Origin of the sequence: Pseudomonas sp. ANT_J28, assembly GCF_008370005.1 — a bacterium.
GTDB classification, from domain to species: Bacteria; Pseudomonadota; Gammaproteobacteria; order Pseudomonadales; family Pseudomonadaceae; genus Aquipseudomonas; species Aquipseudomonas frigoris.
Window position 1 is genome coordinate 1 of sequence record NZ_VOBM01000031.1, and the last position, 11,564, is coordinate 11,564.

General features: G+C 56.0%; 14 protein-coding genes, 1 tRNA gene and 1 pseudogene. 4 read left to right on the forward strand and 12 right to left on the reverse strand.

Annotated features, from left to right (window positions below; translation table 11 throughout):
• Window positions 1-128: 128 nt before the first annotated feature.
• Window positions 129-548, forward strand: a pseudogene (locus FQ187_RS20520) (tyrosine-type recombinase/integrase); the annotation flags it as partial.
• A 69-nt stretch (window positions 549-617) separates the two neighbouring features.
• On the opposite strand, the gene FQ187_RS20525 reads toward FQ187_RS20520, so the two are convergent.
• The 9 genes from FQ187_RS20525 to thrS all read right to left on the reverse strand — a co-directional run bounded on the left by FQ187_RS20525 (window position 618) and on the right by thrS (window position 8,073).
• Window positions 618-694: transfer RNA gene (locus FQ187_RS20525), tRNA-Pro, on the reverse strand.
• A gap of 89 nt (window positions 695-783) precedes the next feature.
• Window positions 784-1,140: a MerR family transcriptional regulator gene (locus FQ187_RS20530; RefSeq protein ID WP_003179985.1), complete on the reverse strand. Its 357-nt coding sequence runs from the start codon at window positions 1,138-1,140 to the stop codon at window positions 784-786.
• Complete coding sequence (ihfA, locus tag FQ187_RS20535; RefSeq protein WP_002553164.1) at window positions 1,121-1,423, reverse strand: integration host factor subunit alpha; 303 nt, start codon at window positions 1,421-1,423, stop codon at window positions 1,121-1,123. The genes FQ187_RS20530 and ihfA overlap by 20 nt, the downstream gene beginning before the upstream one ends.
• A 3-nt stretch (window positions 1,424-1,426) precedes the next feature.
• Window positions 1,427-3,808, reverse strand: a complete 2,382-nt coding sequence (gene pheT / locus FQ187_RS20540; RefSeq protein ID WP_149630876.1) for a phenylalanine--tRNA ligase subunit beta — start codon at window positions 3,806-3,808, stop codon at window positions 1,427-1,429.
• A gap of 26 nt (window positions 3,809-3,834) precedes the next feature.
• Window positions 3,835-4,851 (reverse strand): phenylalanine--tRNA ligase subunit alpha, encoded by a 1,017-nt coding sequence (gene pheS, locus FQ187_RS20545; protein WP_149630877.1) that lies wholly within the window; start codon window positions 4,849-4,851, stop codon window positions 3,835-3,837.
• Window positions 4,852-4,960: 109 nt separating this feature from the next.
• Window positions 4,961-5,317 carry a 50S ribosomal protein L20 gene (gene rplT, locus FQ187_RS20550; protein WP_007905879.1) on the reverse strand — a complete coding sequence of 119 codons (357 nt, stop codon included), beginning with the start codon at window positions 5,315-5,317 and terminating at the stop codon, window positions 4,961-4,963.
• 27 nt (window positions 5,318-5,344) lie between these two features.
• Window positions 5,345-5,539, reverse strand: coding sequence for a 50S ribosomal protein L35 (gene rpmI, locus FQ187_RS20555; protein ID WP_008145659.1), 195 nt, complete (start codon window positions 5,537-5,539; stop codon window positions 5,345-5,347).
• A 60-nt stretch (window positions 5,540-5,599) separates the two neighbouring features.
• Window positions 5,600-6,151 carry a translation initiation factor IF-3 gene (gene infC / locus FQ187_RS20560; protein WP_169857083.1) on the reverse strand — a complete coding sequence of 184 codons (552 nt, stop codon included), beginning with the start codon at window positions 6,149-6,151 and terminating at the stop codon, window positions 5,600-5,602.
• Complete coding sequence (gene thrS / locus FQ187_RS20565; RefSeq protein WP_149630878.1) at window positions 6,151-8,073, reverse strand: threonine--tRNA ligase; 1,923 nt, start codon at window positions 8,071-8,073, stop codon at window positions 6,151-6,153. The genes infC and thrS overlap by 1 nt, the downstream gene beginning before the upstream one ends.
• 374 nt (window positions 8,074-8,447) lie before the next feature.
• Between thrS and FQ187_RS20570 the strand changes: the two genes are divergently transcribed.
• Complete coding sequence (locus FQ187_RS20570; RefSeq protein WP_149630879.1) at window positions 8,448-8,750, forward strand: hypothetical protein; 303 nt, start codon at window positions 8,448-8,450, stop codon at window positions 8,748-8,750.
• Window positions 8,751-9,042: 292 nt separating this feature from the next.
• Complete coding sequence (locus FQ187_RS20575; protein WP_007905882.1) at window positions 9,043-9,255, forward strand: cold-shock protein; 213 nt, start codon at window positions 9,043-9,045, stop codon at window positions 9,253-9,255.
• Between the two features lie 71 nt (window positions 9,256-9,326).
• Here FQ187_RS20575 and FQ187_RS20580 read toward each other — a convergent pair whose 3' ends face one another.
• Window positions 9,327-9,647 carry an I78 family peptidase inhibitor gene (locus FQ187_RS20580; RefSeq protein WP_149630880.1) on the reverse strand — a complete coding sequence of 107 codons (321 nt, stop codon included), beginning with the start codon at window positions 9,645-9,647 and terminating at the stop codon, window positions 9,327-9,329.
• A 166-nt stretch (window positions 9,648-9,813) separates the two neighbouring features.
• On the reverse strand, window positions 9,814-10,119 hold the full coding sequence (locus tag FQ187_RS20585; protein ID WP_008145652.1) for a hypothetical protein: 306 nt from the start codon (window positions 10,117-10,119) through the stop codon (window positions 9,814-9,816).
• A gap of 132 nt (window positions 10,120-10,251) precedes the next feature.
• Here FQ187_RS20585 and FQ187_RS20590 point away from each other — a divergent pair, with 132 nt between their 5' ends.
• Window positions 10,252-10,458 (forward strand): hypothetical protein, encoded by a 207-nt coding sequence (locus FQ187_RS20590; RefSeq protein WP_149630881.1) that lies wholly within the window; start codon window positions 10,252-10,254, stop codon window positions 10,456-10,458.
• A 38-nt stretch (window positions 10,459-10,496) separates the two neighbouring features.
• On the opposite strand, the gene FQ187_RS20595 is transcribed toward FQ187_RS20590, so the two are convergent.
• Window positions 10,497-11,525, reverse strand: coding sequence for a nucleoside hydrolase (locus tag FQ187_RS20595; RefSeq protein WP_095128565.1), 1,029 nt, complete (start codon window positions 11,523-11,525; stop codon window positions 10,497-10,499).
• Window positions 11,526-11,564 lie beyond the last annotated feature (39 nt).

Here is an 11,564-nt window from a genome sequence, read left to right on the forward strand (position 1 = left end):
ACATCGTTGGGTTTTACAACAACGAACGGCTGCACTCGAAACTGGGATATCTGCCACCGACCGTTTACGAACGGGCGATGGCGTCAAAATCACCTATCGAGGTGTCCGGAATTAGTTGACCACTACACTTGAACAAGGTCGCCATGAACGTCATCGATAAGCAGCGCGGCCTACACAATGAACTGGTCTTCCCCTACGGACAGCCAGATCAATTTGGGGCCACAGCCATGCACCGTATGAACGATTCGGCCTGGAGGAAAGCCAGGAAGCGCGCGGCGGACAAGTGGGAGAAAACCAACCAGTCGCCAGCGCATCCGGGGTTCAGGTCATTTCGGATTCACGACTTGAAGCACACCTTTGGCAGAAGGTTGCGTGCAGCAGGCGTGACACTCGAGGATCGAAACATTTTACTTGGGCACAAGAACGGCAGCATTACGAGCCACTATTCTACCGCAGAGCTCGGGCAACTGATCGACGCGGCAAACAAAGTGTCAGCCACCGATTCGAGAGGACCGGCTCTGACCATCTTGAGGAGAAAAACGGGATGAACCCCCGCAAAAGTCCCTACGCGTAAAAAAGCCGAACTGGCTAGAGTTCGGCTAAGTTACTGATAAATATGGTCGGGACGGAGTGATTCGAACACTCGACCCCTAGCACCCCATGCTAGTGCGCTACCGGACTGCGCTACGCCCCGACTAGGCGTGAAACCCGTTCCTCTTCTCGAAGAACGCTCAAGAATATATCGCAAGCTTTTGAAAACTGGAAGTATTTAAAAGCAGGAAATTATTTCTTGAGCACAACCAGTACATCTTCCAATTCAGCGATCATCTGCCGAATCATTTGCTTGTATTGAGTGGTGTCATCTTTGGCTTCATCGCCGGACAAACGTAGGCGTGCACCGCCGATGGTGAACCCCTGGTCGTAAAGAAGCGCGCGGATCTGCCGGATCATCAGCACGTCTTGACGCTGATAATACCGGCGGTTTCCGCGGCGTTTGACGGGGTTGAGTTGAGGAAACTCCTGCTCCCAGTAACGCAGCACGTGTGGTTTTACCGCACACAGCTCGCTGACTTCACCAATGGTGAAGTAGCGTTTGCCTGGGATGACGGGTAGCTCGTCGTTATGACTTGGTTCCAGCATAAGCCTCAACTCGGGCCTTCAACTTCTGCCCTGGACGAAAGGTGACCACACGGCGAGCCGTGATCGGGATTTCTTCACCCGTTTTCGGATTGCGGCCAGGCCGCTGGCGTTTGTCCCGAAGGTCGAAATTGCCGAAACCGGACAATTTGACTTGTTCGTTGTCTTCAAGAGCGTGCCTGATTTCTTCAAAAAACAGTTCGACCAATTCCTTGGCTTCCCGTTTATTCAGGCCCAGCTCTTCATACAGACGTTCCGCCATCTCAGCTTTCGTCAGAGCCCCCATACGTCACTTCCTTAACGTGGCGTTCAACCTTTGTTCGAGCGAGGTGAGGATGTTTTGCGTCGTGGTATTCACCTCATCGTCATTAAGAGTGCGCGATGGATGCTGCCAGGTCAAGCCGACTGCAAGGCTTTTTCTATCAGGATCAATGCCTTTACCCTGATACACGTCAAATAGCCTGAGGTCTGTCAGCCATTCGCCTGCATTTTCACGGATTACGTCCAGTACAGCACTGGCCGCCACGTCCTTGGACGCAATCAGTGCCAGGTCACGACGCACTTCAGGAAAACGCGATAACTCCTGGAATTTAGGCATTTTGCCCAACGCTACTTCGGCCAAAACCAGCTCGAATACGAAGACTGGACGGTCGAGACCGAGGGTTTTCGACAATTCAGGGTGGATAGCACCGACGAAACCGACCAAGCGACCTTCACGTTCGATGCGCGCGGTTTGACCCGGATGCAACGCAGGGTGTTTGCCCGGCACAAAAGTGAATGAATCCAGTGCACCGGCGAAGCCCAGCACCGCTTCCACGTCGGCTTTGACGTCGAAGAAGTCCACCACATCGCGACCTTGCGCCCAGCCTTCCGGCAGACGACTACCGCAAACAACACCCGCCAGCATCGGCTCTTGCTTCAGGCCGTCCAGCTGACCGACGAAACGCAGGCCGCTTTCGAACAAACGAACCCGATCCTGCTGACGGTTCAGGTTGTGCTGAAGCGCCTTGACCAGGCCTGGCCACAGGGACGAGCGCATGGCGGCCATGTCGTTCGAAATCGGGTTGGCCAACAACAGCGGTTCGACACCTGGATTAAACAACTCGAACTGTTTCGGATCGATGAAGCTGTAGGTAATCGCTTCCTGATAGCCACGGGCTACCAGCAGACGGCGCAGCTCAGGCAGATCGCTCCGCGCCTCAGCCTTGGCCTGCGGCGCCAGACGAGCTTGCGGGTAGCGAACCGGCAGACGGTTGTAACCATACAGACGAGCCAGTTCTTCGATCAGATCGACTTCCAGGCTGATGTCGAAGCGATGGCTTGGCACTTCGACGCGCCACTGCCCTGCCCCATCGGCAGAAATCTTCAGACCCAAGCCGCTGAGCAGTTGCTCGACTTCGGCCGAATCCATTTCCATACCCAGCATCTGAGTGATGCGTTGCGCACGCAGAGTAACTGGCGCAATCGACGGCAGGTGCTGCTCGCTGACGGCTTCGATGATCGGGCCAGCTTCGCCGCCAGTGATTTCCAGAAGCAGGCCAGTCGCGCGCTCCATGGCTTCACGGGCCAATTGCCAGTCCACGCCACGCTCGTAGCGGTGCGAGGCATCGGTGTGCAGGCCATAGGAACGGGCCTTGCCGGCTACAGCAATCTGGTCGAAGAACGCGCTTTCGAGGAAGACATCGCGAGTAGTCGCGGTGTTGACGCCACTGTGCTCGCCACCCATGACGCCGGCGATTGCCAAGGCGCGGGTATGGTCGGCAATCACCAGCGTATCGCTACGCAGGCTGACTTCCTGACCGTCGAGCAGTACCAGCTTCTCGCCTTCTTCAGCCATGCGCACGCGGATGCCGCCATTGATTTCGGCGAGATCGAACGCATGCAGCGGTTGACCCAGCTCCAGCATCACGTAGTTGGTGATATCGACGGCAGCGTCGATGCTGCGCACGTCGCCACGACGCAGACGCTCGACCATCCACAGCGGCGTGGGCTTGGACAAGTCAACGTTACGGATCACACGACCCAGGTAACGCGGGCACGCGGATGGCGCCAGCACTTCGATCGAACGCACTTCGTCGTGCACGGCCGGCACGACAGCAACCATCGGCCGGGTGACTTCGGTGGCGTACAGCGCGCCGACTTCACGGGCCAGACCGGCCAGGGACAGGCAGTCGCCGCGGTTCGGGGTCAGGTCGACCTCGATGCTGGCGTCGTCCAGACTCAGGTATTCACGAATGTCCTGACCGACCGGCGCATCGACCGGCAATTCCATCAGGCCATCGTTGCCTTCGCCGACTTGCAGCTCGGCTTGCGAGCACAGCATGCCGTTGGACTCAACGCCACGCAGCTTGGCTTTCTTGATCTTGAAATCGCCTGGCAGCTCGGCACCGATCATGGCGAACGGGATCTTCAGGCCGGGGCGCACGTTAGGCGCACCGCAAACGACCTGGAAGGTCTCCGACCCATTGCTGACCTGGCAAACACGCAGCTTGTCGGCGTCCGGGTGCTGTTCGGTGCTCAGCACCTCGCCCACCACCACACCGGTGAATTCGCCGGCGGCCGGCGTTACGCTATCGACCTCAAGACCGGCCATCGACAGACGAGCAACCAGCTCGTCACGACTTACCTGCGGGCTTACCCAGCCACGCAGCCATTGTTCACTGAATTTCATCCTGCTCTCCTAAGAATTCGTTACGACTAGCGAAATTGCGCGAGGAACCGCAAGTCGTTGTCGAAGAACAGACGCAAGTCGTTCACGCCGTAACGCAGCATGGCCAGACGCTCAACGCCCATGCCGAAGGCAAAGCCCGAGAACTCTTCCGGGTCGATCCCGGACATACGCAACACGTTCGGGTGAACCATGCCGCAGCCCATGACTTCCAGCCAGCCAGTCTGTTTGCAGACACGGCAGCCTTTACCGCTGCACATCACGCATTCCATGTCGACTTCGGCGGATGGCTCGGTGAACGGGAAGTACGAAGGACGGAAACGAACGGCCAGTTCTTTTTCGAAGAACACCCGCAGGAACTCTTCGATAGTCCCTTTTAGGTCGGCGAAGTTGATATCGCGATCAACCAGCAGGCCTTCGACCTGGTGGAACATCGGCGAGTGGGTGATATCGGAGTCGCTGCGGTACACACGGCCTGGGCAGACGATGCGTATCGGCGGTTGCTTCGATTCCATGGTGCGGACCTGTACCGGCGAGGTATGGGTGCGCAGCAACATGTTGGCATTGAAATAGAAGGTGTCATGCATCGACCGGGCCGGGTGATGGCCTGGGATGTTGAGCGCTTCGAAGTTGTGGTAGTCGTCTTCGACCTCAGGACCTTCGGCGATGCCGTAGCCAATGTGGGTGAAGAACTGTTCGATACGTTCCAGAGTGCGAGTGACCGGATGCAGACCACCGGAGGTCTGGCCACGGCCAGGCAGGGTCACGTCAATGAACTCGGCGGACAGTTTGGCGGCCAGATCGGCCTCTTCAAACAGTGCCTTGCGTGCATTGAGAACCTCTGTGACACGCTCCTTGGCAACGTTGATCAGGGCGCCGACTTGCGGACGCTCTTCTGCCGGCAAATTCCCCAAGGTCTTCATCACCTGAGTCAATTCGCCCTTTTTGCCAAGGTAGTGAACCCGGATTTGCTCCAGGGCATTGATATCTTCAGCGCTTTGCACAGCCTCTAGAGCTTGAGAGACCAGCGCGTCCAGGTTTTCCATGTACAGACTCCAGATACAAAATAGGGGAAGAGCTTGAAGGCTCTTCCCCTATTTATGACGTTTAACACCTGGCCCCACAGAGGTGAGGCCGGGTGACTGTCGGGGGTACTTAAGCCAAGGTGGCTTTAGCTTTCTCGACAATCGCAGCAAACGCCGCTTTTTCGTTCACTGCCAGATCAGCCAGAACCTTACGGTCGATCTCGATGGACGCTTTTTTCAGGCCGGCGATGAAACGGCTGTAGGACAGACCGTTGATACGTGCACCAGCGTTGATACGAGCGATCCACAGAGCGCGGAACTGACGTTTTTTCTGACGACGGTCACGGTAGGCGTATTGGCCTGCCTTGATTACCGCTTGCTTGGCAACACGGAATACGCGCGAGCGAGCGCCGTAGTAGCCTTTAGCAAGTTTCAGAATTTTTTTGTGACGTTTACGGGCAATGACGCCACGCTTTACACGAGCCATGAGTTACTTCCTCTATTCTTGACTAAATTAACGAAGGCGCAGCATGCGCTCGACTTTTGCCACGTCACACGGTGCCAGCAAGCTGCTACCGCGCAGCTGACGCTTACGCTTGGTCGACATTTTAGTCAGGATGTGGCTCTTGAAAGCGTGCTTGTGCTTGATACCGTTAGCAGTTTTCAGAAACCGCTTAGCAGCACCACTTTTAGTTTTCATTTTTGGCATGTTCGGATACTCCGCATTCAGTTGATAAACATAATCAGAAGGCCTGCCGTGCCCTATTGATTACTTCTTCTTTTTCGGGGCGATGACCATGATCAGTTGGCGTCCTTCCATCTTAGGATGCTGTTCGACCGAACCGTACTCAAGCAAGTCACCTTCAACTCGCTTGAGAAGTTCCATCCCCAGCTCCTGGTGGGCCATCTCACGGCCGCGGAATCGCAAGGATACCTTGGCCCTGTCCCCATCACTCAGGAAACGTACCAGGTTGCGCAGTTTTACCTGGTAATCCCCTTCCTCCGTCCCTGGACGAAACTTGATTTCTTTAACCTGAATCTGCTTCTGGTTTTTCTTGGCCGCGGCAATCTGCTTCTTCTTTTCGAAGATCGATTTGCCGTAGTCCATCAGTTTGCAAACAGGGGGTACTGCATCGGCGGAAATTTCCACCAGATCCAGTTTGGCCTCTTCAGCCTTAAGAAGCGCGTCTTCAATTGACACAATCCCAAGCTGTTCACCTTCAGCCCCAATTAACCGAACCTCGCGTGCCGAGATATTCTCGTTGATCGGGGCCTTCGGTGCAGCTCGTTTATCTTGTCTCATTTCACGCTTAATAGTAATTACTCCGAATCTGGGCGACCACGCCGGGAAACCGCTTGAGCGAGGAACTCGGCGAACTGGGCGACGGGCATCGAGCCCAGGTCAGCACCTTCACGAGTACGCACAGCGACAGTCTGCATCTCGACTTCCCGATCTCCGATAACCAAGAGATAAGGAACCTTGAGCAAAGTATGCTCGCGGATTTTAAAGCCGATCTTTTCATTTCTCAAGTCAGACTTGGCACGAAATCCGCTTTCGTTGAGAGTTTTTTCAACCTCTGCGGCGAAATCAGCCTGTTTGTCAGTGATATTCATGATCACTGCCTGGGTCGGAGCCAGCCACGCGGGGAATGCACCCTCGTAGTGCTCGATCAGGATTCCGACGAAACGTTCGAAGGAGCCAAGGATCGCCCGGTGCAGCATAACCGGGTGCTTACGACTGTTGTCTTCAGAGACGTATTCGGCTCCCAGACGGACAGGCAGGTTAAAATCGAGCTGAAGGGTACCACACTGCCAGACGCGGCCAAGGCAATCTTTCAGCGAGAACTCGATCTTCGGACCATAGAACGCACCCTCGCCCGGCTGCAGATCATATGGCAGGCCAGCACTATCAAGGGCTGCAGCCAGGGCCGCTTCGGCGCGATCCCACAGCTCGTCGGAACCGACGCGTTTTTCCGGACGAGTGGACAGCTTCATCTCGACGTCTTTAAAGCCGAAGTCGGCATAAACGTCCATGGTCAGCTTGATGAAGGCAGCGGATTCGGCCTGCATCTGCTCTTCAGTGCAGAAGATGTGGGCGTCATCCTGAGTGAACGCACGCACACGCATGATGCCGTGCAGTGCACCCGATGGCTCATTACGATGGCAAGCACCGAATTCGGCTAAACGCATCGGCAATTCGCGGTAGCTTTTCAAACCCTGATTGAACACTTGCACGTGGCAAGGGCAGTTCATCGGCTTGATGGCGTAGTCGCGGTTTTCCGACTGCGTGGTGAACATGTTGTCGGCGTAGTTGGCCCAGTGCCCGGACTTCTCCCACAGACTGCGGTCAACGACCTGCGGAGTTTTGATCTCCAGGTAGCCGTTGTCGCGCTGAACCTTGCGCATGTACTGCTCAAGCACCTGGTACAGAGTCCAGCCGTTCGGGTGCCAGAACACCATACCCGGCGACTCTTCCTGGGTGTGGAACAGGCCCAGGCGCTTACCGATCTTGCGGTGGTCGCGCTTTTCAGCTTCTTCGATGCGCTGGATGTAAGCTGCCAGCTGCTTTTTGTCTGCCCACGCCGTGCCGTAAACGCGCTGCAATTGCTCGTTCTTGGCATCGCCACGCCAGTAGGCGCCGGACAGCTTGGTCAGCTTGAAGGATTTCAGGAAGCGCGTGTTCGGCACGTGCGGACCGCGGCACATGTCGACGTATTCTTCGTGATAGTACAGGCCCATGGCCTGCTCGTTCGGCATGTCTTCGACCAGGCGCAGTTTGTAGTCTTCGCCGCGGGCCTTGAACACTTCGATCACTTCGGCGCGCGGAGTGACTTTCTTGATCACGTCGTAATCTTTTTCGATCAGCTGCTGCATGCGCAGCTCGATCGCGGCCAGGTCGTCCGGAGTGAAGGGACGTTCAAAGGCGATATCGTAATAGAAGCCTTCGTCGATGACCGGACCGATCACCATCTTGGCCGTCGGGTACAGCTGCTTGACCGCATGGCCAACCAGGTGGGCGCAAGAGTGGCGAATGATCTCCAGCCCCTCTTCATCCTTTGGCGTAATGATTTGCAGCGTAGCGTCGCTGCTGATGATGTCGCTGGCGTCGACCAGCTTGCCATCGACCTTGCCGGCCACGGTGGCTTTGGCCAGACCTGCACCAATGGATGCGGCGACCTCGGCTACGGATACCGGGTGATCGAATGAACGTTGACTGCCGTCGGGAAGAGTAATAGTTGGCATGGCGCCTCCTCTCCTAGTGGTGACCCCTACCAAAGGTCACGTGGGTTGGGATGAGCCAGTACAAGATCCGATCCAGGCCATTCAATGACGAACGCCTGCCTTACAGCGGCAGGAGCCTTGCGGCCAACCGGAAAACCGAACCAGAGTGACTGGGATTCAAATCAGGGTTATTCGCACAATTGCCGCTACCGGGATTGAAGGTCATCCGGAGCCTGCAAACGCCCGAGCCAGGCATGCTAGCACAGATGAACGGTCGTCGATGCACCGAGGCCTTGTCTTGGGGCGAATCGGGCAATTTTATGCCAGAGTGCTGAACTAGAACCCTGCTTTACCCCTCAGATAACAAGACATTGACCCACAAGGAGCATCCCAGCATGCATCTGAAACGTTTATTCGCAGTAGTCGCCCCCATCGTTTTGCTGCTGCCACTGGCTGCCCACGCCGATTGGCCGAAGGGCGAGCGCGAGAAATACATGGCTCAGTGCACAGAAGCGGCCACTTCGCAGATCGGTGCAGCAGCAGCGAAGGCTCACTGCGCTTGCGGCGCCGATGCCATCAAATCGTACCCTGCTAAAGACATCCAGTCCCTGATGGACAACACCGCCAGTGATGCCCTGAAACAAAAAGCACTGACCCAAATCTCGTCGTGCAAAGCCGATAACAAAGCGAAAAAATAAGCCCGACAGAGCGCTTTTTGCGCCTGCAACGACAGTAAAAAGCCTCTGAAAACCGCTTTTTCATACAATTTATGCAGGTTTTAAAGGTTTTTTTATTGTCTTTACTTTTGGCTGAAAGCCTTTTAAAACGGGGCTTGCAGCCAAACAAAGCAGCAAACAGAACGCGACTGCAGGGCAAACAGCACGTCCGGGGGGCTCCCAAAGCGAACATTTCGACTATGATACCCCGGTGTGCCCAGTTGGCCTGAGCAGCACAGCACTACTGAAAATATATGTTTCTTGGAGATACACCATGTCTAATCGCCAAACCGGCACCGTTAAATGGTTCAACGATGAAAAAGGCTTCGGCTTCATCACTCCTCAAGGTGGCGGTGACGACCTGTTCGTACACTTCAAAGCTATCGAAAGCGACGGTTTCAAAAGCCTGAAAGAAGGCCAGACCGTTTCCTTCGTGGCTGAGAAAGGCCAAAAGGGTATGCAAGCTGCACAAGTCCGCGCTGAGTAATTTTCAGCCGCACTAAAAAAACCCCGTCCACGTGACGGGGTTTTTTATGGGCGAAACAAAAGTCTGAGCGGTCAGCCGCAGTTGACGCGAGTGATGACCCGATTGGCATCGGTATTCAGATTCAGGCGATCGGAGCGGTACTCCAGGGTCACCATGTCAGTGGGCAAGAGGAACCGAGCATTCTGCGCGCCTGCGCGAGTACGCGCTTGCTCCAGCAGTTCAGGCGAAGCCTTTTTGCCAATGGTGAATTCGGCAGCCTTTGCCTCACAACGGCTGTGACCCGTGTCAGTCGTCGTGACAGGATCTGTTGTCGACTCGGTGGAGGTAGTGCTGCAACCGGCCAGCATGGCAACGGCCAACAAAGTACCCAATGACGCGAGCTTCCAAGGCATGAAGCCTCCTTTTTTCAATAGTTAAGCTGAGATCGTGCGACCGCCAATCTGGCGTTTGGTTTCACAGGGAGCACTAGCACCCTGCCCTCTATTCGGACACGCAGCGAGTGTGCCTGAGCATCGCCCTGCCGTTTACCACTCAATCGTGACTGAATATGAACAGCGTTCAATAGACGTCAATGTAGTCGAACGGCGGATTCGGCCAGTTCTCTTTCAGCGCATTGAAAATCTGCATGACCCAGACCTCGTCACTGGCCGCGACCAATCCTACATAACCGGAACCCTTGGCCCACGTCTCCAGACGAAACAACAGCCCGCTGATATCAGTGCCGCCCACAACGCCTGACGAAATGTAGGCGATGCCGCCCTTGGTGACTCGCAATTGAGTGTGCTCATCGTCGCTGGCAGAGGCCAGCAGCTGGCGCACCGCCTCAAGGGTCAAGCCGTCAGGGGTGTTCAAATCGATCTGCACAGCACAGTCCTTGAAAAATCGTCAAAGACCAAGTGTCGCATAGCCCGCCCCTCATGCCTAAGTCGGAGTGCCAAAAGCCGCGCAAAATGGTTAACTCGACACACAGACTTTCCCGACTTCACGAGCGCCATCATGACCACCGTAAGCATCGACGCCGACATCAAAGCCAAGTGGCCACAGGGCCACAGCTCTTACAGCCCGGGCAGCCCGGAAGAGTTGGCAATCATTGGTATCGATCTATTGGTCAAGGAACTGGGGACGCAAGCCGCCCAGACATTCATCGCACAGATATTCGAGAAGTACCCCACCAACTACTTGGGCCTGATAGATAGCGAGTGAAAGTAAAACCCGCAGGCTGGCACCTGCGGGTCTATGCCTTACTTCAGGCGAGCCAGACGCTCGGTCAGCAGGTCAAAGAAGCCCTGGGCGTCGCCGCTTTCTACCCAGAAAGCGTTCTTCGGCGCTTTCAGGCCGTCATACCAGTCGACGATGGTTTGGCCGAACGTCGGGCCTTCGCGGCTATCAACCACCACATTTACCGAGCGACCGGTGAACAACTCAGGCTTGAGCAGGTAGGCGATGACCGTCGCGTCATGCACCGGGCCACCCGGAATGCCGTAGTGCTCCATGTCGCCTTTGACGTATTCATTGAGAATATCGCCCACCAGCTTGCTGGCATTGTTGTTGATCGCTGCGATCTGCTTCAGGCGCGCTTCGCTGGTGAGGATCTTGTGGGTCACGTCCAGCGGCAGGTAGGTCAGCTTCACGCCACTTTTCAATACCACTTCCGCAGCCTGTGGGTCGGCGAACAGGTTGAACTCGGCCACCGGGGTAATGTTGCCACCGTTGAAGTGCGCCCCGCCCATGATCACCACTTCCTTGATGCCCTGAACGATTTCAGGTTCCTGGATCAGCGCCAAAGCCAAATTGGTCTGCGGACCGAGCATGGCGATGGTAATGCTATGGGGCTTGGCGGCTTTCAAGGTATCGATCAGGTAATTGACCGCATTGCCTTGGGCCAGGCCTTTCTTCGGCTCATGTACGGTGACACCCGACAGTCCTTCCTTGCCATGGATGTTCTCGGCATAGATCGGCGTGCGCATCAGCGGCTTCGGAGCGCCCGCATAGACCGGCACCTCCTCACGCCCTGCCCACTCGCGGGCCAGCCGCGCATTACGCGAAGTCTTGTCCAGACGCACATTGCCGGCGACGGTGGTCAGCGCACGAATGTTCAACTCTTGCGGCGATGCCAGGGCAAACAGCAAGGCAACCACGTCATCGGCACCCGGGTCGGTGTCGATGATCAAGTCGATCTTTTCCGCCGCCTGGGCGCTTGTTGCGGTAATCAGGGACAAAAGCAGCAGACTCCGGAGCAGGTGGTGCAGTTTCTGAGCATAGCGGTGCATAGCGCACTCCTTGTGCGTAGGACAGCAGAAAGACAACAG